The following is a 23,245-nucleotide window of genomic DNA, read 5'->3' as shown; positions in this document are numbered from 1 at the left end:
TTAACCCGCATCCCTGCGGCGCTCAAACACATGGCGTCCCTGCCATGTGATGGTCGGCTGAGCAGCTCCCTTTATCCTCATTGGTGCTATGGTGGCTTCCTGATACTGGTTATGTAGAATCTAGACGCTTGCATTCTACCTATCAAATTATTTGCTATTAATTTTTATATGCACTTACTTTAATAGCAGTCACATCATTAAAATAGACACTTGAAGCAACACTAAAAATAAAATACAAGAGAGAACACCATGGGATTAGAAACAGAAATTAAGCTTGCTAGGAAAGAAATAATTTCAGACGGGTACGACATGTCCGTAGGTGAAATTATAAATCTTTACAAAGATAATGAACTTAAAATAAACCCAGTATTTCAACGTCTTTTCAGGTGGGACATCACGCGCAAGACTAGATTTATTGAGTCCATATTGTTAGGCATACCAATTCCGCCAATATTTGTTTTCCAAGATGACGATGGTGGTTGGGAACTCATAGATGGCCTTCAGCGCTTATCAACTATTTTAGAGTTTGTTGGGGTACTTAATGGTCCTGATGGAAATAAAATCAAACCAAGCATTTTAGAGGGAACTCACTTCCTTCCAAGTTTAGCCAACAAATGCTGGCAAACTTGGAAGGAAGGAGATGATGCAATAGACAAGCCCATGCAACTCCAGATTAAAAGGGCACGACTCCGAGTTGAAATATTACTAAAAGAAAGTGATGAGAATGCTAAATTTGAACTTTTTCAAAGGCTAAATACTGGTGGTGCACATCTATCAGAACAAGAAGTAAGAAACTGTGTCGCTGTTATGATTAATTTAGGTCTTTATACGCTTCTTAAAGGGCTTTCCGAATTCGAAGCATTTGTAACAACAACAAGCCAAACAAGTAACGCCTTAGAAAAACAAGCGGGAATTGAACTAGTCCTCCGATATTTCTCATTTCGTAACCACCCTTATAAAAGAGGATTGGATGTGCATGAGTATCTTGATCAAGCATTAATACACATGTCAAAAGATGACAATATCGACTGGACAAAAGAAAAAGAGAACTTTGAGAAAACATTTACTTTACTAAGTAAAGTATTAGGAGAAGATGTTTTCAAGAGATGGGATGGCAGTGCTTTTTCTGGTAAATTTTTGATGTCTCTTTACGAAACCATTGCATTTGGCATATCAAAAAATATAACAAATTATGAATCATTAAGTCCTGAGCTTCAAACTGAAATAATCACAAAAAAGATTAAAAAATTATGGGAAAGCCCTACATTTATAAATAACTCTGGTGCTGGAGTGAGAGGAACTTCAAGACTAACTAATCTTTTACCAATGGCGGAGGAATTCTTTAAGCCGTGAGTAAAATAAGGACTGTAGATAACCTCCAAACCCTTTTAGATAAAGAGCTATCTTGGAGAATAAAGGAGATCGCGAGCATTAAAATATTGGTTCGACGATCAGACAGTATCGCTAGTGGAACCGCGGTAAGAGCAGCTATACCTCTTTTATATGGACACTGGGAAGGTTTTGTAAAAAACGCAGCCACTCTTTACTTACAATTCGTTAACGACCAATCTTTAAAGTATTCTGAGTTAATTAATTGCTTTGTAGTGTTTGGCATAAAAAAGAAAATAAACGACATTGAGTCATCTATGTCGTCAGAAACTTCTATTGCTGTCGTAGAGTTTTTATTTAACGAGCAGAATAAAAAAGCAAAACTTCAGATTGAATCTGCAATAAGAACAGAATCCAACCTCAGCTCAAAGGTATTCTCTAACATTCTAAAATCTATAGGTTTTGATACAACCAAATATGAAACACGATTCAACCTAATAGATGAAAGCCTACTAAAAAGAAGAAATTATATTGCACATGGAGAGTATCTTGATGTGCAGGCTGAGGGGTTTAGAGAGCTTGCTGACGACGTGTTATTGATGCTGAGATGGTTTAAAGATGATATTGAAAACGCAGTAACTCTAAAAACATTTATGAAACCAGCGTAAGCGACCCTCCTAACTCTTTAGCACATACTGAATCAGCCAAAACGTCAGCAACAAAAAGGCCGAGCATCTGCTCGGCCTTTAGTTTTTAGATCTCACCGGCAAAACCATACCGACGAGAGAGGCAGCAGGGATTGCTGGGGCCGACCATCACATGCCATGGATGGCATGTGTGAGCTTACATGGACGTACTTGCAGCGCGTCGGCGTAAGCAACCCTGCTGTCTCTTGACACACGCACTCAAAAAGCGAATTTGTTCTATTAAAAAAGCCGAGCAACAGCTCGGCTTTTTAGATCTAAACCGTGCCTACGCTCTCTTTATCGAACAGACAGACACTAACAACAGGCGCGAGTGGGTATACTTAAGGGCTAGTTTTGCCTAACTGGATGTAAATTAGTACTTAATGATATTCAACCAACCGAGCGTCATTCACTACTATTTTGGCCGTGGCATCACCGTAAATTTACTCAGTTAATGGAGAGCTAATGACACCTTCGCCTAAGTTAATACTCAGTACAGTGATGCTGCTCACGGCACCCTTAGCAATGGCTGCAGAGCCGCCGGTAACGCCAGTGCAAATGATCACCGCCTTTGAAAATGTGTTTGGTGTGCATAAAGGTGAGCGCCGTAATCACACCAAAGGCAGCTGTGCCACGGGCGAATTTGTGGGGCTAGACGCTGCCCAACCCTATACGCGCTCAGCGCTTTTTTCTGGACAGACGCTGCCGGTAATTGCCCGTTTTTCTTTGGGTGGCGGTAATCCCCAGTCGCCAGATACGGCAAAGTCTGCGCGCAGCATGTCGTTACAGTTCACGTTACCTGAGGGCCAGCTCCACCATATGGCCATGTTAAATATCCCTATATCGGGTGCAGCTACGCCGCAAACCTTTTTTGATGATCTGGTCGCTAAAGCGCCCGATGCCACCACCGGCCAACCGGATCCTGAGCTAATAAAGGCATTTAAAGCGACCCATCCCGATAGTCTGCCACTCGCGGAATATTTGACTACTTATATGCCGCCGTCCAGCTGGGCTAACAGTCGCTACTATGGGGTGCACACCTTTAAGTTCATCAACAGTGACGATAAAACCTCGTTAGTGCGCTGGCGCTTTGAGCCTCAAGATGGCGTGCAAGATCTCACTGAAGAGCAACGCCAGCAGTTGCCCGCCAATTTTCTTGATCAGCGATTAATTGACCGCCTTGAGCAAGGGCCGGTGCGTTGGAACATGATACTGAGCTTGGGGGTGGAGGGTGATCCCGAGACCAACGCTACCTTGCTCTGGCCGAGCCATCGCGAAGAAGTCACCGTCGGCACGCTCACCCTAACTACTGCTACGGCACAAAAAGGCGCGGCATGCGAAACCATCAACTTCGACCCGCTCATCATGACGGATGGCATAGCGCCCACCGATGATCCTGTGCTGTTATTTCGCTCGCCCGCCTACGCAGTGTCGTTCGGTAAACGGCTAAGCGGTCAATAACAAAAATACCAAACCGTGCCGAATAAATTGGCACCTACAAAAGCAAACAACGAAACAGACAACTCCACACCGATGAGAGAGACAGCAGGGATTGCTGGAGCCGACCGTCAAATGCCAGGGACGGCATTTGCGAGCGCCGCATGGATGCGGGTTAAGCGCGTCGGCGTAAGCAACCCTGCTGGCTCTTTAGCACACACTCAATCAGCCAAAACGTCATGTAACAAAAAGGCCGAGCATCAGCTCGGCCTTCATTTTTAGACCCCCCCGACAACTCCGCACCAACGAAAGAGGCTGCAGGGATTGCTGGAGCCGACCGTCAAATGCCAGAGCCGAAAAATGCTCCTGCCATTTCGGCATTCCCGCCATCCCTGGCGGTTGACGGCATTTGCGAGCGCCGCATGGATGCGGGTTAAGCGCGTCGGCGTAAGCAACCCTGCTGCCTCTATACACACTCCATATCAGCCAAAGACGATTCTTATCTTTGGCCTAGTGTTTCGCTGTGGTCTTCAAACTTACTGCTTCCGGCTGGGATCCTATACTTCAAATGATATTCAGTATCAATTAGGAGGACTTGTTATGCCGGCCCAACGACTACAGCAATACCTAGATCAACAGGGGGTCAAATATCGGGTGATTACCCACTCGCCGGCTTTTACCGCACAAGAGGTGGCCGAAGTCGCCCATATACCGGGCAGCGTAATGGCCAAAGTAGTAATTGTGACGCTGGATGGCCAGATGACCATGATAGTGGTGCCCGCCCCCAAGATGATCCATACCGATACCCTAGCCCAAGCCCTGTCGGCGCAGAAAGTGACCCTTCTGCATGAACACGACTTTCGCGAAAAGTTTCCCGACTGCCAAGTTGGTGCCCTGCCCCCCTTTGGCAACCTCTATCAAATGCCGGTGTATATCGACACCGAACTCGCTCACCAGAAAGAAATCGTCTTTAGTGCCGGTAGCTACCGTGAACTGTTTAGCCTGCCCATAAAAGACTACCTGAAACTGGTTCAGCCCAAACAGTTTGCCGATTAGCCCATACTTGTGCCGCACCCAACAAAAAGCCGAGCATCTGCTCGGCTTCTTTAATCTTTCACTTCCAGCTTACCGCTTTGCTCAAGCTTAGTGGTGATGACCACCTTCGCCGTGGGCGTGGCCGTGGGCAATTTCTTCTTCCGTTGCTTCACGTACGCTGACTACTTCTAGATCAAAAATCAGCGTTAAACCGGCTAATGGGTGGTTCATGTCTATGTCTGCCATAAACTTGCCCACTTTAGCTACCGTGACCTGACGCTCGCCTTGCTCGGTGTGAACGGTGGCCATCATGCCGGCTTTCCAGTTTTTGGCACCGTGCAAATGCTTCACAGGTACGCGCTGGATCATTTCATCTTTACGTTCGCCGTAGGCATCTTCTGGTGCCAAGGTGATGCTGAAGCTGTCGCCTTCGTTCTTGCCCGTTAAGGCTGCTTCTATGCCTTCCAACATACCTTTATGACCATGCAAATAGGCCAGCGGCGTGTTGCCGACGTTGGTGTCTAACGTATCACCTTCTTCGCTTTTTAAGGTGTAGTTAAACTGTACGACTGTGTTGTCTGCAACTTGCATCGGAGATCTCATTAGTTAGGTAATAAATTTAGGCCGAAATAGTAACAGATGGCAAAGCACGATTCACGACCAAGGCGTTGCCGTGAGGAGTAAAGTGTGAAGAGTGAAGCGGACAAACCAAAGAAAGATACGCGTGCGAGGCTCATTAAGTTTTGCTGCGCAAAACCGGCCGGCTAAAGGCGGCCTCTACAAAAGATGGTGCTACGCACACCAAATTGAGCACTTTCTGCCTTTGAGATACACTGTTTGTCACAATGGTTAGTTAAGAAGCTGGGTCGCATGTCAAATTCGCAGGACAATATCCGTATTATCAAGAAATATCCTAATCGTCGCCTGTATGACAGCTACACCAGTAGTCATGTCACTCTGGTGGATATTCGCCAACTCGTGCAAGAGCAAGAGCCCTTTCAGGTGGTGGACGCCAAAAGCGGTGAGGACATTACCCGCAGTATTTTGCTGCAGATCATTCAAGAAGCCGAGAGTGATGGCAATCCGATTTTTTCTAGCACCATGCTAAAAAACATCATCTGCTTTTATGGCCCTTTTCAAGGCGTGCTGGGCAGCTACTTAGACGAAAGCATTCAGTCGGTGATCGACATTCAATCACAAACGGGCTCTCAGTCTTCACAAGCTTGGAGCGAGTTTATGCAAGGCCAAGCGCCCATCATGCAAGACATGATGCGCCAATACGTTGAGCAGTCGCGCGACTTATATATGAACACCCAAAATATGTTTGGTCTGTTTGGCGGCTTTGCGGGCAGCACTGACCAAGATAAGAAAGCTGACTCTAGCTCAGATACGGCTGCAGGTTCTAAACCAGAAAATTTAGATCCAAAAAAAGGCGATAAGGAATAATCCTTATCGCCTAAACAGCTAACCGCTATTACTGGAGATTAATAGTGGTGTTTATTAGTTAGATTTAGTGGCGTTACGTGCGCCTTTAGTTTGCTCTGCTGCTGCAGCTTTAGCAGTAGCAATGTTCTTTTCAGTAGCTTGAGCTACTTCACGAGCGGCTTTCTCAGACTGTGCAGTTGCCTGCTTTACTGCGTTTTCAGCAATAGTAGCGGCTTCTTTAGATGCAGCTTGTGCTTGGCCAAATACTTGGTTAGCGCTAGATACGGCTGATTTTAACGCCGTTACTGCCTGCTCGCTGCCTGCTGGTGCTTGACCGGCAAACTTCTCAACTGCTTCATTGATCTGCTCGCTACCTTTAGCAACTTGCTGGTCAGCAAACTGGCTTACTTGCTGCTGGCTGTCAGTTAATACTGCCAACACTTCGCTGTTGAAGCTCAGTTGCTGGTCTAAAACAGCAGTAGGGCTCAAGAATTCGTTTTGCAGTTCAGCAAAATCTTTGATGTCGCGTACTGCGAACAATTTGTTAGCGAACGCAAACTGGCTGTTTACTAACTGAGTGAATGCATCTTGCTGCAGCTTGCCCAGTTTAGTGGCGTTAGCAATTAAGTTGTTGGTTAAGTTCTGTGCTACTTGCAAATTTTCTTGTGAGGTGGCTTGCAGCTGGTCAGTGTTGAATAAAGACATTTGTATCTCCTAAAGAATTGGGGGGCTTAATTGCCTGATACGCCTGTAAGAAAACTTCATCACTTACTTTCTTAGCTTAAGGCGTGGAGTTATTGTGCACCGCACAAAAAGGATTGGCAAGTATTCTTTTGTGCAGTGCACAAAATAGTGCTGCGCTAATGGTGAGATAGTCCTGAGATAGTGCAGCAAGCGTGTTGCCGCAGGCTCGCTCTTGGCCGCCGACTGGCCGCTACCACTGGCTTGGCGCTTATTTAGCTTGCCGTAAACCATGAAGGTTGCCTTATAGAGAGCTGCGTTAAATTTAGCGTTGCAGAGCCGACTAAGCGCCGCGTCCGACTTTTTATCTGGCCTGTACCTTTTGTTTTATCTTATTTAACGCTAATAGCTGAGCTATGGTTTACGCTTGATGGTTCGGTGAGCGCACTACTACCTACCTAATATGTACTCCCTGCTACTTACCTAAAACGTACTCTCTACTGACCACCTAACACACCTACCCTGCAAAAACCCGTTAGCTCTCTATTACTTAACGGGCATAAGGTTAGCAGTAGGTAGATAAAGCGCTAACGAACTATAGAATTTAATGAGTAAATTGTTCACACAGTTGTAATCAAAAACAGCAGAGAATGTTTATTTCGTCATATTATTGCTATGATGTGTGATGTAGGTTTTGTTTACCCTCTGTTTTAGTGTTCAATTTGTGATCCAACTCAGCGCTACCGGCACGAGTCGGCAACGTAAAAGTGCGGCCTTATTGATGTAAGACAGACCGAGTCACAAGACGCTGCTATAGAATTAACATAATGCTCATACAAACAGTGCCGATCTGCTCCTTGGACATTTTGACAATTTCCACATTGTAAAAATGATTTCCATAAATTGGTTGATCGTCACAGTATTTTTTGTATGATCACGATAAGGGTTACTGAGCTACCAACCGTTCTCACTAGACGGAGCCAGTAATCATTACCCCTGGATAAACAACAATGGTGCCGAGAGCACCTCAGATGAATGGATACCGATTATGGCTAAAATGAAAGCAATCGAGGCAGTTGCCAAAATCCTTGAGCTTGAAGGTGTGACTAAAGCCTTTGGCGTTCCCGGCGCCGCAATTAACCCTTTCTACGCAGCATTGCGTGGCTTAGGTTCAATTGAACACGTACTGGCTCGCCACGTTGAAGGCGCGTCACACATGGCTGAAGGCTACACTCGTGCAAACCCAGGCAATATCGGCCTGTGTATTGGTACTTCTGGCCCTGCCGGTACCGATATGATCACTGGTTTGTACTCAGCGATGGCTGACTCGATTCCAATTTTGTGCATCACTGGCCAAGCGCCACGTGCTCGCATGCACAAAGAAGACTTCCAAGCTGTAGACATTGAGTCTATCGCTAAGCCAGTAACTAAGTGGGCTATCTGCGTAATGGAGCCCGCTCAGTTGATCGGTACTTTCCAGCAGGCATTCCACATCATGCGTTCTGGCCGTCCAGGTCCTGTTCTTATCGACATGCCGTTCGACGTACAGATGGCTGAGATTGAATTTGACGCTGAAGCATACGTTCCAATGATCCCGTACAAGCCAGCTGCTACTCGTATCCAAATCGAGAAAGCGCTGACTATGCTGAACGAATCAGACAAGCCGCTGTTGGTATCTGGTGGTGGTGTTATCAACGCCAACGCAGACAAGCAACTGACTGAGTTTGCTGAACTGGTAAACGTTCCAGTAATTCCTACTCTGATGGGTTGGGGTACTATTCCTGACGACCACGAGTTGATGGCAGGTATGTGTGGTCTGCAGACTTCACACCGTTACGGTAACGCTAGCATGCTGGCATCTGACTTCGTGTTGGGTATTGGTAACCGCTTTGCTAACCGTCACACCGGTTCGGTTGAGGTTTACACCAAGGGCCGTAAGTTCGTCCACGTAGACATCGAGCCTACTCAGATTGGTCGCGTATTCTGCCCAGATCTGGGTATCGTATCTTGCGCCGGCGCTGCTTTGGATCTGTTCTTAGAAGTTGCTAAAGAATGGAAAGCTGCAGGCAAGCTGAAAGATCGTTCTGCTTGGGTTGCTGAGTGTAAAGAACGCAAGAGCACCATGCAGCGTAAGACCAACTTCGACAACGTTCCAGTTAAACCACAGCGTGTTTACCAGGAAATGAACAAAGTCTTTGGTCGCGATACTACTTATGTATCTACCATTGGTTTGTCACAGATTGCTGCGGCTCAGTTCCTGCACGTATACAGCGCACGTAACTGGATCAACTGTGGTCAGGCTGGCCCTCTGGGTTGGACTATCCCTGCTGCTCTGGGTGTGGTTGCTGCAGACAAGTCTCGCAACGTTGTTGCCATCTCTGGTGACTACGACTTCCAGTTCATGATCGAAGAATTGGCCGTTGGCGCACAGTTTAAACTGCCGTACATCCACGTACTGGTAAACAACTCTTATCTGGGTCTGATCCGTCAGGCACAGCGTGGCTTCGACATGGACTTCTGTGTTCAGTTGTCTTTCGAAAACATCAACTCTCCTGAGCTGGGCGAGTACGGTGTTGACCACGTTAAGGTTGTTGAAGGTCTGGGCTGTAAAGCAATCCGTGTTTACAAGCCAGAAGAAATCGCTCCTGCACTGGAACAAGCTAAGAAGTTGATGGCTGAATTCTCTGTACCAGTAGTAGTTGAAGTGATCCTTGAGCGTGTAACCAACGTTTCTATGGGCGTTGAAATTGACGCAGTTAACGAGTTTGAAGAATTAGCAGCAAAAGGCATCGATGCCCCTACTGCTACTATCTCTCTGCTTGATTAATTAATACCTTAAAGCCCAGCCACTCGGCTGGGCTTATTTTTGCCCCCAATTAATGAAGGACATTGTTATGCCTAAATTAGCTGCCAACTTGTCTATGCTGTTTACCGAAGTGGCCTTTATGGACCGCTTTGAAGCTGCCGCTAAGGCTGGCTTTAAGGGTGTAGAATATCTGTTCCCTTATGCTGAAACTGCCCAAGACATTAAAGCCAAACTGGAAGCCAATGGTCTGACTCAGGTGTTGTTTAACCTGCCAGCCGGTAACTGGGACGGCGGCGAGCGCGGCATTGCTTGCCATCCTGACCGTGTTGAAGAGTTTCAAGCCGGTGTTGATAAGGCTATCGAATACGCTAAAGTTCTGGGCAACACCCAGATCAACTGCTTGGCTGGTATCCAGCAAGCTGGCGTGTCTTATGACGAAGCTGAAGCCACCTTTGTTGCTAACCTGAAATTTGCTGCTGACAAACTGGAAGCGGCCGGTATCAAGTTGGTAATGGAAGCGATTAATACTATCGATATTCCAGGCTTCTTCTTGAACAACACCAAGCAAGCCCAGTCTATCCGCGAAAAAGTGGGTAGTGCTAACCTGTATCTGCAGTATGACATTTACCACATGCAGATCATGGAAGGTGACTTGGCCCGTACCGTTAAAAACAACCTGAGCAACATCAACCACGTACAGTTGGCTGATAACCCAGGTCGTAACGAGCCAGGTACCGGTGAGATCAACTACGAGTTCTTGTTTAAGTACTTGGACGAAGTAGGCTACGACGGTTGGATTGGCTGCGAATATAAGCCAGCTACCACCACCGAAGCCGGTCTGACTTGGTTGAAGAACTACGCTAGCCTGAACTAAATTTTTGACTGTGCTGCACTGCAACACGGCAATTCTTAAAGGTATGAGATGCGCATCGCGTGTCTACTGACCCCACAAGTTAACAAGGAATTTACGATGAAAATAGGTTTTATCGGTACCGGTATCATGGGCAAGCCAATGGCTGAGAACCTGCAAAAAGCAGGTTATACCCTTTATTTCTCTGAGCACTTCAACGCAGCTCCTGCCGACTTGGTAGGCGAGAAAGGTATTGCTTTGGCAACGCCTAAAGCGGTTGCAGAAGCTGCAGACGTTATCATCACTATGGTGCCAGATACCCCACAGGTTGAAGACGTACTGTTTGGTGAGAACGGCGTAGCTGAAGGTCTGTCTGCTGGCAAAATCGTAGTAGACATGTCTTCTATCTCTCCTATCGCTACCAAAGTTATCGCTAAGCGCGTTAACGAAACTGGTGCCGACTACTTAGACGCTCCAGTATCTGGCGGCGAAGTGGGTGCGATCAACGCAACTCTGACCATCATGGTTGGTGGCGAGCAGTCAGTATTCGACAAGATTAACCCTTTGTTCGAAATCATGGGTAAGAACATTACTCTGGTAGGCGGTAACGGTGACGGTCAGACTACTAAAGTAGCGAACCAAATCATTGTTGCCCTGAACATTGAAGCCGTTGCAGAAGCGCTGGTATTTGCTTCTAAAGCCGGTGCCGATCCTGCCAAGGTGCGTGAAGCACTGATGGGTGGTTTCGCTTCTTCTAAAATTTTAGAAGTACACGGCGAGCGTATGGTTAAGGGTACTTTTGAACCTGGTTTCCGTATCGCTTTACACCAGAAAGACCTGAACTTGGCTCTGACTGGCGCACGTGAACTGGGTGTTTCTCTGCCTAACACTGCAGGCGCACAAGAGTTGTTCAACACTTGTAACGCTCTGGGCGGTGCTGGTTGGGACCACTCTGGTTTGATCAAGGCTCTTGAGCACTTGGCTAACCACAACATTCGCGGCGAGTGATTTCGTTGCTTGCCCGCTAACCTAAGGGTGGCGGGCAATTAAGAATCGGGGCAGGCAAAGATAAGTACGAGCTTTCACTCAGGGGGCTTTGTGTAAGATCTTAATTATCGCTGCGCTGCCCCACCTTCTTAAAGCTAGAAGCTAGAAGCTAGAGAAATTCAAACTCAGTTTTACGTTGTCAGTTAACACATTCTCATCTCGTACTACCCTCGTTATACTCCCGTTTTATTCCTGTCTAACCTCGCTATAAAAACTAAGATTCAAACACATCTCAATATCATCTTTTTCGCTCAATACCTTGCTACGCCTGTCCTCTACAGCAAAAAATGTTTGTTATTTAAATGCTTACACCCTTTTTCCTCTTTCATAGATCCCCCTCTAATACCACTGCTCACCTTCAGATATACAACCTTGGTTACAGAATACAAATAAAAGTTACCAATCCATTGATACATCGTTAACGAAACAGTATTAATACTCGCAGGTCAGCGGACATGGGAACCATAGTCGCTGATGGATGAGTTAAGGATGATGATTTTTAGCAGCCTTCTTAACGTTAAACAGGTTCACTACTGCGCTTAATGCAGGGAAAAATTATTATGACAACACCCACTTCTCAGATAGACCAGCAGCCGCTAAAAACCGGCACAAAGAGTAAAAAATCATTCGAGATGCCACATATTTATGTCATCTTATTTGTGTTTAGCGCAATCGCTGCTGTTTTAACCTATATCGTACCTGCGGGCCAGTATGAGCGCGTACCAGGACCCAACGGCCGTACCACTATTGATCCCAACTCTTATCAGGTGATCGAATCTACTCCTGTCGGACTGGTCGACTTTATGACATCCATTCCCAAGGGATTGATGGATGCAGGCGCGGTGGTATTCTTCACCTTTATGATCGGCGGTATGTTTATGGTGCTGCGTCGTACCGGCATCATCGAAATTGGGGTAGATAAGCTGACCCGCCGCTTTGCCAGCAACACCATAGTGATTATTCCGGTATTGATGACCACGTTCGCGGTGATCGCCACGCTTATCGGCACCCAAGAGCTCGCCTTAGTCTATGTGCCCGTTATCTTGCCGTTGATGATAGCGCTACGCTTTGACTCAATCACCGCAGCCGGTGTCGCACTCGTTGCCACTACTGCAGGCTTTGCCACCGGTATACTTAATCCCATTAATACTGGGTTAGGCCAACAGCTCGCTGACCTGCCTGTTTACTCAGGCATGCTCTTACGCGCCGTGGCTTTTGTGCTTATCTTGCTGGTCGGTATCTTCTATGTCACCCGCTATGCGCTCAAGGTACGCAATAACCCTGCACTGAGTTTGATGGGCGACGATGCCAAGGAACAAGCAAAACGTGACCGTTATCTGCACAGTGCCAGCGAGCAATCACTCACCGCCACCACTCGTCAGAAATGGGCTTCTTTGGCCGCTCTCAGCTTCTTTGGTCTGCTAGTGTGGGGAGTCATGACCCGCGGCTGGTTTATGATGGAAATGGCCGGTCTCTTTATCATCATGGGTGTGGTTGTAGGCCTGATTGCCGGCCTTAAAACTGAAGATATCTGTGATGGATTTAATGAGGGATTCAGAGATGTATTAGTCGGCGCCATGATTTGTGGCATCGCTCGGGCAATAGCTGTGGTGTTAGAAGATGGCCAGATCATGGATACCTTGGTTTATAGCTTAGGTAACTTAGTGGGTGGCTTTCCGGCTATGTTCTCTGCTATTGGTATGTTCTTCGCCCAGCTTGGCTTAAATTTTGTCATTCCTTCGGGCAGCGGCCAAGCCCTAGTCACTATGCCAATCATGGCCCCGTTATCGGATCTAGTGGGTGTAACTCGCCAGACTGCAGTACTGGCGTTCCAGTTAGGCGACGGACTCGGCAATATTTTATATCCAACCTCCGGTTACTTTATGGCAACTCTAGCGCTGGCTGGCGTGTCTTGGAATAAGTGGGTTAAGTTCTTTCTGCCGCTGTTTGCAGTCTGGATTATGATTTCTATGGGCTTCCTGATCTTCGCTCAAGTCACCCAATGGGTTGGCTAACAATCTCAGCTTTTATCTAGGCCTCCTACGGGAGGCCTTTTTCGTTGCTCCTACTTGATAAACCACAACAAATTCGCTCATAAACCGACGCTTCAACACTACACCCAAAGTCATAGCGGCGATTTCGCTCGAAGCTGCTCACCATTTCTACTATAATCATGCGCTTCAAATTTTCCCGCGCTCGCGCTGGGTAGGTAAACGCAGTTCAGAAGGTATGACCTAGTTGATAAAGACGCCGTACTATCTCATCGATAAAGCCGCACTTTTGCGCAATATGGAAAAGATCGCCTATGTGCGTGAACATTCCGGAGCCAAAGCACTGCTGGCCTTAAAATGCTTTGCTACCTGGTCGGTGTTCGACTTAATGAGCCAATACATGGACGGCACTACCTCGTCTTCGCTCAATGAAGTCAAACTCGGCAAGCTGAAATTTCCCGGTGAAACCCATGCTTATAGCGTGGCTTACTCCGACGACGAAATTGCAGAAGTGTTAGCCCACAGCGATAAAATTATTTTTAACTCTATTGGCCAGCTTACTCGCTTTGCCGATGAGTCTGCTAATCATGTGCGCGGTTTGCGTTTAAACCCCGGCGTGTCTAGCTCTGCCTTTTTAATTGCCGACCCCTCCCGCCCTTTTAGCCGTTTAGGCGAGTGGAATGCTGAAGAAATCAGCCCAGTGCTGGAGCAAATCTCCGGCTTTATGATCCACAACAACTGCGAGAACAATGACTTTTCCTTGTTCGATCATATGTTAAGCGACATAGAAGCCAAGTTTGGCGACTTGCTTAAGCATCCTAATATCACTTGGGTGAGTTTAGGCGGCGGCATTCACTTCACCGGCGAAGGTTATCCGCTTGATCACTTCTGTGCCCGCCTTAAAGCCTTTAGTGAGAGTTATGGCGTGCAAGTTTACTTAGAGCCCGGTGAAGCCTCCATTACCCAGACTACCTCACTGGAAGTCACGGTGCTGGATACCCTCTATAATGGTAAGCATTTGGCCATCGTCGACAGCTCCATTGAAGCGCACATGCTGGATCTGCTGATTTATCGCGAGACCGCAAAAATGGCGCCCAATGATGGCGTTCATGAGTACATGGTTTGCGGTAAGTCTTGTTTGGCCGGCGATATTTTTGGTGAATTTAACTTTGAGCAGCCGCTTAAAGTGGGTGACCGACTGTCGTTTATCGACGCGGCCGGTTACACCATGGTGAAGAAAAACTGGTTTAATGGCGTCAATATGCCCGCCATTGCTATACGTCAACTCGACGGACAAGTTGAGTTGGTTAAGGAGTTCGGTTTCAACGACTTTGTGAACAGCCTCTCCTGAGGCATGAATCAACTATAACAGAGCCTTTTAAGGAGGCGGTTAGAGGAAAAAAATGAAAAGAAACGTTCTGATTATTGGTGCCGGTGGTGTCGCCCAAGTTGTTGCTCATAAATGTGCGCAATATAATGATGTTCTGGGTAACATTCACATCGCCTCACGCACGGTCGAGAAGTGTCAACAAATTGTCGACAGCGTACAGGAAAAGGGCAGCTTAAAAACTGCCGGCGACTTGCAAGCTCACGCATTGGATGCACTGGATATTGAAGCAACCAAGGCGTTAATTAGCAAAACACAGTCGCAAATGGTGATCAATGTCGGTTCGCCTTTCATTAATATGTCGGTCCTACAGGCATGCATCGAAACTGGTGCCGCTTATATGGATACGGCTATTCACGAAGATCCCGATAAAATCTGCGAAAACCCACCTTGGTACGCTAACTACGAGTGGAAACGCAAACAGCTGTGTGCCGATAACGGCATCACTGCCATTCTGGGTGTGGGTTTTGACCCTGGCATGGTGAACACCTATGCCGCCGCCGCAGTAAAAGAAGACTACTTCGACCGCGTTGAGTCCATCGATATTATCGATATCAACGCCGGTAACCACGGCCATTATTTTGCCACCAACTTTGATCCTGAAATTAACTTCCGTGAGTTTACCGGTCGTGTCTGGTCTTGGCAGAATAATGCTTGGGTAAAGAACAAGATGTTCGAAGTGAAGCGCACCGACGACTTACCCGTAGTCGGCATGCAAACCAGCTATATGACTGGCCACGACGAAATTCATTCTTTGTCTCACCACCTAGACGTGCCCAACGTGCGTTTTTGGATGGGCTTTGGCGAGCACTACATTAACGTGTTTAACGTGCTCAACAGCCTAGGTTTATTGTCTGAGCAACCGGTTACCACTGCCGAAGGCCTAGAAGTAGTGCCGCTCAAAGTGGTGAAAGCCATCTTGCCGGATCCTGCTTCCTTGGCGCCTAACTACACAGGTAAAACCTGTATTGGCGACGTGGTAAAGGGTCAGAAAGACGGTAAAGACAAAGAGATCTTCATCTATAACATCAGCGACCACGAAGCCGCCTATGAAGAAGTAGGCAGCCAAGGTATTTCTTATACCGCTGGCGTACCACCGGTGGCTGCCGCTATTCTCATCGCCACTGGCGAATGGGATGTATCGCGCATGGTCAACGTTGAAGAGCTGCCGCACCGCCCGTTCATTAACCTACTTAATGACATGGGCATGCCTACGCGTATTAAAGACGAACACGGCGATCGCCCACTGAGCTTCTAAGCCTAAGATTTAACTCAGTAAGCGAACAGCAAAAAGGCCAGCCCCTAGGGGCTGGCCTTTTTTATTGGCTTAAAAACGATAAAGCTAAAAAAAGATACGCTCGCAAGTCAAAACGATTTAAGATTTTTGCCTTCGATGCCCTCTTTTAGCTTGGTATTAGGCACTGTTATTACCGCTGCCCTTTCGGTGTTTTACCACCAATGACCTCGGTCACTTCTTGGGCCGCATCCACTACTAGCTGACTTAAGTGCGCTAAGCGCTCACGCTTTACGCGTACGGCGGGGCCAGAAATCGAGATTGCCGCCACGGCTTCCCCGTATTCGTTGTAGATATTGGCGGCAATACAGCGCAAACCCTCAAATTGCTCTTCGTCATCTAATGAGTAGCCTTGTTGCTTAATATGCTGCAACTCGGCGGCGAACTGGTCGGCATCCGTAATAGTGTGCTCAGTAAAGGGCACCATGTTGGTTTGCTTGATGACCGCCATGGCATCTTTAATTGGCACCACAGATAACAATGCCTTACCTACGCCGGAAGCATGCAAAGGCGAGCTGCTGCCCAAAGACACTACCATACGCATAGTTTGCGGTGATTCTACCTGCCCCACATACACCACGCGATCTTGCTCTAAGATAGCGAGGTTTGAGGTTTCGCCGGTATCGGCCACTAAACGCCGCATAAAGGGGCGCGACTGGGCAATCACATCGCGCTTTTTCAAGTACGCATTACCTACCGCAAAGGCATTCACGCCTATGCTCCATAAGCCTTGGGTATCATCCACATCGACGAAGTCGTGGCTGCGCAAGCTATTTAATAAACGGTGCGTAGTAGAGGGCGCGAGCTCTAGGCTGTTGGCCACTTCGGTAAGCGACATGCCCAGATCTGAGCTGGCCAAGCATTCTAATAATAATAAGGCACGGGAAAGCGACTGCACTTGAGTAGCGCTAGTCGGTTTGCTGGCTTTTGTTTTTTTAGGTTTTACTTCTTCGGTCATGATATTGCCATGATCTGCAGAGACTTAACGCCATTGTATGGCTATTTAGCCACTAAGTCCTGTTTGTGATGAAAAGCAGCGCCGAGCACCAAGCGCCCGGCGCCAAGCTTAGTAAAAAACGGGGTTCTTGTAGGGGCGCTTATTTTAGGTAAACAAGTATTCGCACAAAAATCGTGGCATGGTTTTAACAGTGATTGAGATCGAGCCATAATCTTGGTCCAATAAATTGGACCCTACAAAAGAAATTTCGGTGTATACCGTAATTTTGGTAAATCGTAGACAAAAAAACCAGCTGTTAGGCTGGTTTCTTTAATTGGTCGGCGTTGCAGGATTCGAACCTGCGAATACACACTCTCTGGTCCAACTTATTCCTAAGTGATGAGATGCGCTACCAAGCTGCGCTGGGATACTTCGGTGTTTCCTGAATTTCAGACAGAAAAAAACCAGCTACTTGAGCTGGTTTCTTTAATTGGTCGGCGTTGCAGGATTCGAACCTGCGAAAACACCCTCTCTGGTCCGCTTATTCCTAAGTGACGAGATGCGCTACCAAGCTGCGCTCAGGTGTATTTCTGTAATCACGGTAAATAGTAGACGAAAAAAAACCAGTCGTTAGACTGGTTTCTTTAATTGGTCGGCGTTGCAGGATTCGAACCTGCGACCCTCTGGTCCCAAACCAGATGCGCTACCAAGCTGCGCTAAACGCCGTAAAACTTTTACTACTTTCAAACTAGCTACGCTAGTTTTCTTAATTGGTCGGCGTTGCAGGATTCGAACCTGCGACCCTCTGGTCCCAAACCAGATGCGCTACCAAGCTGCGCTAAACGCCGTAAAACTTTTTGCATCATACTCCGTTAGAGCATAATTACAAACTTATTGAAGTAGTGGTGCGAAGGGGGGGACTTGAACCCCCACACCCGAAGGCACTAACACCTGAAGCTAGCGCGTCTACCAATTCCGCCACCCTCGCACATTTCTTTACTACTTCCAGGCCGTAACCTGAAACTGGGGTGACTGACGGGGCTCGAACCCGCGACAACCGGAATCACAATCCGGGACTCTACCAACTGAGCTACAATCACCATTAAACCTGACTAACTTTCTTTTTGCTTCGGCTTAGTCTACCAAGCTTTTTATTCTGATACTAGATTGTCTTCATGTACTAGATGGCGCGCCCGACAGGATTTGAACCTGTGACCTCTGCCTCCGGAGGGCAGCGCTCTATCCAGCTGAGCTACGGGCGCTCACATTCGGACGACGCAGATATTAAGACTCCACCCTCTTCTTGTCCAGCACTATTTCACAATAAAGCCTTAGTTGGTGATTTTATCATCAAGCTGCTGATTTTCTCTGCGAGCTCGCGAATATGGGGTGCATCTGCGCTGCGTTGAACGATTGACTTACCAAAGAAAAGACCTAAAATCTTCCAGAATGAATGAACGTTCATTCATACACTTTTATACTGTATGCGGTGACCCTAATGCCCGATAAACGCGAGCGTATTCTAAGCTCAGCGGAAGCTTTGATTGCCCAACGCGGCTTTCACGGTATTTCGATGCAACAAGTGGCAACACGCGCCAATGTTGCGACCGGTACCATCTACCGCTATTTTTCTGATAAAGAAACCTTATTACGCTGTGTACACGAAGAACGATTACGTGATGCGGCAACCGCTATACTGCAAAATGTCGATGCCGAGGAGCCCAGTTACGCTCAGTTTCGCCAGCTCTGGCTCAACACTATGCACTATCTGCAAGCGAGCCCCGATAGCCTGTGTTATCGGGTGCAGTATGAAGCTTCTCCGTTATTTAACCGAGAAGAAGAACGGCTAATGGATGAACGCTACTTTAAGCCAGTGCATGAGTTTTTCGAGTGTGGCCGAGTCAAGGGGCTGTTTCGCGATTTGCCCGCTGAGTTACTCGGCTTTTTAGCGCTTGAGAACCTTATGTTACTGATCCAGAAGTGCACCAAAGGCTGTATTGAGCTCAATAATGACATATATGAACAGCTGCTTGATGCGAGCTGGAACGCCATTCTTAAACGTTAATATCTTATAAAAGTTGCGGGAGTAGACTAATGAAAAAATGGACATTGTCCATGTTGTTGCTGGTAGTGCTTATTTTCGGCAGCGTCATCGGCTTTAACTTATTTAAACAAAAGATGATGGGCGAATACTTCGCCAACATGCCGGTACCTAGCTTTCCGGTGACCACCACTGAGATTACCCCCAAAGATTGGACGCCGCGTATTGCTGCCATCGGTTTTATTGAGCCGATCCAAGGCATCAATATCAGCAACGAAGCGACGGGTATTGTGCGCGCCATTCATTTTGAGTCCGGCCAGAAAGTAAAAGCCGGTGATATTTTGCTCGAACTGGATGCCGACGTAGAAAAAGCCAACCTGCGCAGTACTCAAGGCCGCGTGCCTTCGGTACAGGCCAACTTAAAGCGAACCCGCCAGCTGCTGGCCCGTGGCTCAGTTTCTCAAGGCCAGTTAGATGATGCTCAAGCTAATTATCAAGAACTGATCGGCCAAGTAGACTCGCTGAAAGCAACCATTGCTCGTCGTACCATACGCGCGCCGTTCGATGGCGTGATGGGTATTCGTAATGCTTATCTCGGTCAGTATCTGAATGCAGGTTCCGATATTGCCCGTTTAGAAGATATCAGCCAGTTCCGCATTCGCTTTACCATTCCGCAAACCCGTATCGCAGATATCGCCGTAGGCCAGTCGTTGAATATTTTTGTCGATGCTTACCCAACTACGCCATTTGAAGGTGAGATCACCGCCATTGAGCCGCAAATTAATCCTGAGTCCGGTGTAGTGCAGGTGCAAGCCAGTATTCCTAACCAAGATGGTAAGTTGCGTTCCGGCATGTTTGCCAAGTTGGACGTACAGCTGCCGACGCAAACCGCGCAGATTTTGGTGCCACAGCAAGCCATTAACTTCACTCTCTACGGCCAAACTGTGTATGTAGTTGAAGAGCAGCAGCCAGAAGCAGGCAAAGAGCAGGCAGACGCGAACAAAGACGCCGAGCCGGTGCTGGTAGCAAAACAACGAGTAGTAGAAGTGGCCGAGCGTGAGGATGATTATGCCCGCGTAGTTAAAGGCCTAAAAGCTGGCGAAGTGATCGTGACCTCGGGTCAGGTGCGTTTGTCTAACGGCAGTCATGTGAAGCCAGTAGAAAACGATGCGCTGGACACCCCAGCGTCAGCGCCCCAGCTGTAAGCGGAGAATCTGATGCGTTTTACTGATATTTTTATTAAGCGACCGGTGCTGGCGATATCGATAAGCTTGCTTATCGTGCTGCTCGGGTTGCAAGCGCTGCAAAAAATGCAGGTGCGTGAATACCCAGAAATGACCAATACCGTGATCACCGTGAGTACCGGTTACTTCGGTGCCAGCTCTGATCTGATTCAGGGCTTTATTACTCAGCCCCTAGAGCAAGCCATTGCTCAGGCCGATAATATCGACTTTATGAGTTCGAGCAGTCGTAACGGCAGCTCAAGTATTACCGTGCAAATGAAGCTGAACACCGACTCTAATGCCGCGCTGGCGGATATTTTAGCCAGAGTGAACTCGGTGCGATCCCAGCTACCGCGCGAGGCAGAAGATCCCAGCCTAGAAATGACTACCGGTGCTTCTACTTCCATCATGTATATCGCCTTTAGTAGTGACGAGCTGAGTGCCCCTCAGATCAACGACTATTTAGAGCGCGTAATACGGCCGCAGTTTTACTCGGTAGATGGGGTGGCCAAGATCAACCTATTTGGTGGTGCTAAGTTTGCACTGCGTATTTGGTTAGATCCGCTGCGCATGGCGGGCCACAAGCTCACCGCGCCGGAAGTCTTGTCGGTATTACAGGCGAACAACTTCCAAGCGGCCGCCGGTCAGGTCACTGGCTATTTCATGGTCTACAACAGTGATATCAACACCCAAATAGAAAACCCCGAACAGCTAGAATCCTTGGTGGTCGCCACTCGCGATGATGGGGTGGTGCGCCTGCGCGATATTGCTCAAGTGTCACTGGAAAGAAGTCACGACGTAGTACGCGCGCTGGCAGACGGTAAACCTGCAGTAGTAATAGGTGTTGACCCTACGCCTTCTGCTAACCCGCTGAGCGTGGCAGAAAACGTGCGTAACATGTTGCCTGAGCTTGAAAGCAACATGCCTGATACCATCAAAATGAAGCTGTTGTACGACGCCACCGACGCCATTAACGAGTCGATCAGTGAGGTAATTAAAACCATACTGGAAGCGTCATTAATCGTTGTTATCGTGATCACTCTGTTCTTAGGCTCGTTTCGTGCGGTGCTTATTCCGATCATCACCATCCCGTTATCACTGATTGGTGTGGCGATACTGATGAGCGCCTTTGGCTTTAGTATTAACTTGATGACGCTACTGGCCATGGTACTCGCCATCGGCTTGGTGGTGGATGACGCCATCGTAGTGGTAGAAAACGTAGACCGGCATATCAAAGCTGGGGAAGAGCCGTATCGGGCCGCCATTATTGGTACCCGTGAGATAGCAGTGCCGGTTATTACCATGACCATCACCTTGGCGGCCGTGTATGCGCCTATCGCCTTGATGGACGGTGTTACCGGCTCGCTGTTTAAAGAGTTTGCGTTAACACTGGCGGGAGCGGTATTTATCTCAGGAATAGTGGCGTTAACGCTGTCTCCTATGATGTGCTCTAAGTTATTAAAACCGCACACCAATCCTAATCGCTTCGAACGTACCGTAGAAACTACCCTAGATAAGCTGACCCACAACTATTCCCGCATGTTAGATGCAGTGTTGGCGAAGCGCGCGGTGGTGATTGCCTTTGCGGTGTTAGTTTTCGCTTCTATGCCAGTGTTGTTTAGCTTTATTCCTAGTGAGCTGGCACCGAGTGAAGATAAAGGTGCCTTCTTGATGATGGCCAAAGCGCCTAACTCGGCCAACCTGGATTACATCGAAAACAACATGCTTAAGGCAGTTGATGTGCTCAATAAAGAAGATGGCTTAGCCACCTCTTTGACCATCGCCGGTGTACCAAATGCTAACCAAGGTTTGGCGGTTGCCGTACTTAAGCCATGGAGCCAGCGTGACGGCCAAAAAGCCGTTATCGACCGACTGACTCCAGGGCTGCAAGCCATTCCTGCAGTAGCGATCAGTGCCTTTGAGTTTCCTGAATTGCCCGGTGCCTCAAGCGGTTTGCCGGTGCAATATGTGCTGACCACGCCTAACTCGTTTGAAAGCCTGTATGAAGTGGCGGCGGATGTGCTGCAAAAAATCAGCAAAAGCCCGATGTTCGTTTATAGCGAGCTGGACTTGGCCTTTGACTCCGGCACCATGAAAATCAAGGTGAATCGAGATAAAGCCGGTGCTTATGGCATCACCATGCAAGACATCGCCATTACGCTGTCGACCATGATGAGTGATGGCTACGTAAACCGCGTGGACTTAGATGGCCGCAGCTATGAGGTGATCCCACAGGTGTATCGTAAAGATCGCCTTAATCCGGACTCGATCAATGATTACTATGTGCGCGCGCAAAATGGCGACATGGTGCCGCTGGCGAACTTAGTGTCAATCACCATGGAAGCACAGCCTCGTTCTTTGCCGCACTATAACCAGCTGAACTCAGCGACCATAGGTGGGGTACTGACGCCGGGTGTATCCATGGGTGATGCCATTAACTTCTTAGAGCAAGAAGTGTCGGCCAACCTGCCTAAAGGCTACAGCCACGACTACTTAGGTGGCGCTCGTCAGTTTGTGACCGAAGGTAGCGCGCTGTACATGACCTTCTTACTGGCCTTGTTCATCATCTTCTTGGTGTTGGCATCGCAGTTTGAAAGTGTGCGTGACCCCTTGGTTATTATGGTATCGGTACCGCTGGCCATTTCAGGCGCCCTAATTGCCTTGGCATGGGGGCTTGCCACCATGAATATTTATACTCAGGTGGGGCTAATAACCTTGGTCGGTGTGATCACCAAGCACGGTATCTTGATGTGTGAAGTGGCCAAAGAAGAGCAGCTTGCCGGTGCCAACCGTCACGATGCCATTCGCATCGCCGCACGCATTCGGTTACGCGCCATCTTGATGACCACTGCCGCCATGGTGGCCGGCTTAGTACCGCTGCTCTTTGCAGTGGGCGCCGGTGCTATCTCACGCTTTGGTATGGGTATCGTTATCGTATCGGGCTTGAGTATTGGTACGCTGTTTACGCTGTTTGTGTTGCCGGTGATTTACACCTTCTTGGCCTCACAGCACAAGCCGCTGCCGGTGTTTGATGAAGACCAAGCACCCAAGACGGTAGATAACCATTAATTTGTGC

17 protein-coding genes and 5 tRNA genes are annotated in these 23,245 nt (G+C 47.9%); 14 read left to right on the top strand and 8 right to left on the bottom strand.

The genetic code is table 11. From position 1 onward, the window contains the following. The first annotated feature begins 249 nt into the window (after positions 1-249). The 4 genes from CBP31_RS08150 (at position 250) to CBP31_RS08135 (ending at position 4,508) form a co-directional block, all read left to right on the top strand. Positions 250-1,353 carry a DUF262 domain-containing protein gene (locus tag CBP31_RS08150; protein ID WP_087036203.1) on the top strand — a complete coding sequence of 368 codons (1,104 nt, stop codon included), beginning with the start codon at positions 250-252 and terminating at the stop codon, positions 1,351-1,353. Then, positions 1,350-1,997, top strand: a complete 648-nt coding sequence (locus CBP31_RS08145) for an MAE_28990/MAE_18760 family HEPN-like nuclease (protein WP_087036201.1) — start codon at positions 1,350-1,352, stop codon at positions 1,995-1,997. Before CBP31_RS08150 ends, CBP31_RS08145 begins: the two co-directional genes overlap by 4 nt. A 483-nt stretch (positions 1,998-2,480) precedes the next feature. Then, on the top strand, positions 2,481-3,476 hold the full coding sequence (locus CBP31_RS08140) for a catalase family peroxidase (RefSeq protein ID WP_087036199.1): 996 nt from the start codon (positions 2,481-2,483) through the stop codon (positions 3,474-3,476). Between the two features lie 576 nt (positions 3,477-4,052). Next, entirely contained in the window at positions 4,053-4,508 is a 456-nt protein-coding gene (locus CBP31_RS08135) for an aminoacyl-tRNA deacylase (RefSeq protein ID WP_087036197.1), read from the top strand. Positions 4,509-4,595: 87 nt separating this feature from the next. Here CBP31_RS08135 and CBP31_RS08130 read toward each other — a convergent pair whose 3' ends face one another. Next, positions 4,596-5,078 (bottom strand): FKBP-type peptidyl-prolyl cis-trans isomerase, encoded by a 483-nt coding sequence (locus tag CBP31_RS08130; RefSeq protein ID WP_087036195.1) that lies wholly within the window; start codon positions 5,076-5,078, stop codon positions 4,596-4,598. Positions 5,079-5,357: 279 nt separating this feature from the next. On the opposite strand from CBP31_RS08130, the gene phaR reads away from it, so the two are divergent. Next, positions 5,358-5,933, top strand: a complete 576-nt coding sequence (gene phaR, locus CBP31_RS08125) for a polyhydroxyalkanoate synthesis repressor PhaR (protein WP_087036193.1) — start codon at positions 5,358-5,360, stop codon at positions 5,931-5,933. 54 nt (positions 5,934-5,987) lie between these two features. On the opposite strand, the gene phaP is transcribed toward phaR, so the two are convergent. Then, on the bottom strand, positions 5,988-6,617 hold the full coding sequence (gene phaP / locus CBP31_RS08120; protein ID WP_087036191.1) for a TIGR01841 family phasin: 630 nt from the start codon (positions 6,615-6,617) through the stop codon (positions 5,988-5,990). A gap of 1,024 nt (positions 6,618-7,641) precedes the next feature. Between phaP and gcl the strand changes: the two genes are divergently transcribed. From gcl to CBP31_RS08090, 6 genes are all read left to right on the top strand, one after another. Further along, positions 7,642-9,420: a glyoxylate carboligase gene (gene gcl, locus CBP31_RS08115; protein ID WP_087036190.1), complete on the top strand. Its 1,779-nt coding sequence runs from the start codon at positions 7,642-7,644 to the stop codon at positions 9,418-9,420. 67 nt (positions 9,421-9,487) lie between these two features. Next, positions 9,488-10,273 (top strand): hydroxypyruvate isomerase, encoded by a 786-nt coding sequence (gene hyi / locus CBP31_RS08110; protein ID WP_087036188.1) that lies wholly within the window; start codon positions 9,488-9,490, stop codon positions 10,271-10,273. Between the two features lie 96 nt (positions 10,274-10,369). Next, entirely contained in the window at positions 10,370-11,257 is an 888-nt protein-coding gene (locus tag CBP31_RS08105; RefSeq protein WP_087036186.1) for a 2-hydroxy-3-oxopropionate reductase, read from the top strand. Positions 11,258-11,856: 599 nt separating this feature from the next. After that, the gene (locus tag CBP31_RS08100) at positions 11,857-13,311 is read left to right on the top strand and encodes a YfcC family protein (protein ID WP_169712993.1); all 1,455 of its coding nucleotides are present in this window, start codon (positions 11,857-11,859) and stop codon (positions 13,309-13,311) included. 223 nt (positions 13,312-13,534) lie between these two features. Continuing rightward, positions 13,535-14,638, top strand: coding sequence for a carboxynorspermidine decarboxylase (locus CBP31_RS08095; RefSeq protein WP_087036181.1), 1,104 nt, complete (start codon positions 13,535-13,537; stop codon positions 14,636-14,638). A 52-nt stretch (positions 14,639-14,690) separates the two neighbouring features. Beyond that, on the top strand, positions 14,691-15,932 hold the full coding sequence (locus CBP31_RS08090; protein ID WP_087036179.1) for a saccharopine dehydrogenase family protein: 1,242 nt from the start codon (positions 14,691-14,693) through the stop codon (positions 15,930-15,932). Positions 15,933-16,101: 169 nt separating this feature from the next. Here the strand turns inward: CBP31_RS08090 and CBP31_RS08085 are convergent, their stop codons facing one another. From CBP31_RS08085 to CBP31_RS08060, 6 genes are all read right to left on the bottom strand, one after another. Beyond that, positions 16,102-16,926, bottom strand: a complete 825-nt coding sequence (locus CBP31_RS08085; protein ID WP_087036176.1) for an IclR family transcriptional regulator — start codon at positions 16,924-16,926, stop codon at positions 16,102-16,104. A gap of 628 nt (positions 16,927-17,554) precedes the next feature. Next, a tRNA-Pro gene (locus CBP31_RS08080) sits at positions 17,555-17,631 on the bottom strand. Positions 17,632-17,676: 45 nt separating this feature from the next. Then, a tRNA-Pro gene (locus tag CBP31_RS08075) sits at positions 17,677-17,753 on the bottom strand. A gap of 55 nt (positions 17,754-17,808) precedes the next feature. Then, positions 17,809-17,893: transfer RNA gene (locus tag CBP31_RS08070), tRNA-Leu, on the bottom strand. Between the two features lie 36 nt (positions 17,894-17,929). Continuing rightward, positions 17,930-18,005, bottom strand: a tRNA-His gene (locus CBP31_RS08065). 85 nt (positions 18,006-18,090) lie between these two features. Then, positions 18,091-18,167: transfer RNA gene (locus tag CBP31_RS08060), tRNA-Arg, on the bottom strand. A gap of 236 nt (positions 18,168-18,403) precedes the next feature. Here CBP31_RS08060 and CBP31_RS08055 point away from each other — a divergent pair. The 3 genes from CBP31_RS08055 to CBP31_RS08045 are packed head-to-tail and all read left to right on the top strand — an operon-like array spanning position 18,404 to position 23,238. Then, entirely contained in the window at positions 18,404-18,970 is a 567-nt protein-coding gene (locus CBP31_RS08055; RefSeq protein ID WP_087036174.1) for a TetR/AcrR family transcriptional regulator, read from the top strand. A 29-nt stretch (positions 18,971-18,999) separates the two neighbouring features. Continuing rightward, positions 19,000-20,151, top strand: coding sequence for an efflux RND transporter periplasmic adaptor subunit (locus tag CBP31_RS08050; RefSeq protein WP_087036172.1), 1,152 nt, complete (start codon positions 19,000-19,002; stop codon positions 20,149-20,151). 12 nt (positions 20,152-20,163) lie between these two features. Next, a complete protein-coding gene (locus CBP31_RS08045; RefSeq protein WP_087036170.1) occupies positions 20,164-23,238 on the top strand; it encodes a multidrug efflux RND transporter permease subunit in 3,075 nt (1,024 codons plus the stop codon). Positions 23,239-23,245 lie beyond the last annotated feature (7 nt).

It is taken from the genome of Oceanisphaera profunda (genome assembly GCF_002157895.1).
Classification (GTDB): domain Bacteria; phylum Pseudomonadota; class Gammaproteobacteria; order Enterobacterales; family Aeromonadaceae; genus Oceanimonas; species Oceanimonas profunda.
This window is presented reverse-complemented; position numbering and strand designations above follow the sequence as displayed.